The organism is Vibrio sp. 811, assembly GCF_033339195.1.
Genome location: NZ_JAWOUB010000767.1, coordinates 1 through 559, shown reverse-complemented (window position 1 = coordinate 559; position 559 = coordinate 1). Strand labels below are relative to the sequence as shown.

Here is a 559-nt window from a genome sequence, read left to right as displayed (position 1 = left end):
CAATGTGGCAATACTAACTAACGATGCAAGTGAGCCTTTTACCACGCTTTCACCCAAACCTAGTGCTTGGTTTTTCGCGTTGGTCACGACGGTTTCTACAATTTGTAGGTTCGCCAGTTCCGGATGGCGCTCAGGCAACGTCATGATGAACTTTTGCAGCCCGTTATACATGTTCGGAATATCGTTGATTAAGTTACCAACCTGAGTCCAGATCGTCGGAACCAAGCCAAATAAGGCAATCAGCATGATGCTGATAAAAATCAGCAGAACAATAATCACTGATAAGGTGCGAGGCACACCCATACGAGACAATTTAACCACTGGCCATTCTAGGAGATATGCCAATACGATCGCCACCAGCAATGGCGCAATCAAATGCCCAAAGAAGTAAATGGTGATAAAACCAAACAGCAAAATGGCGACAAGGCTTACTGCGTGGGGGTCTGAGAAGCGGCGTTGATACCAACGACTTACCATTTCGAACATCTTATGCGGATTCCTTATTGAAGACAGTCAATGTGTAGTGCTCTGGTGTAGATTGGCAATCAACCACGTACCC

General features: G+C 45.8%; 1 protein-coding gene. It reads right to left on the bottom strand.

From position 1 onward, the window contains the following. Positions 1-486: AI-2E family transporter (locus tag R7Q46_RS29290; protein ID WP_318078597.1), on the bottom strand; the 486-nt coding region annotated here is incomplete at its 3' end. Positions 487-559: the final 73 nt, after the last annotated feature.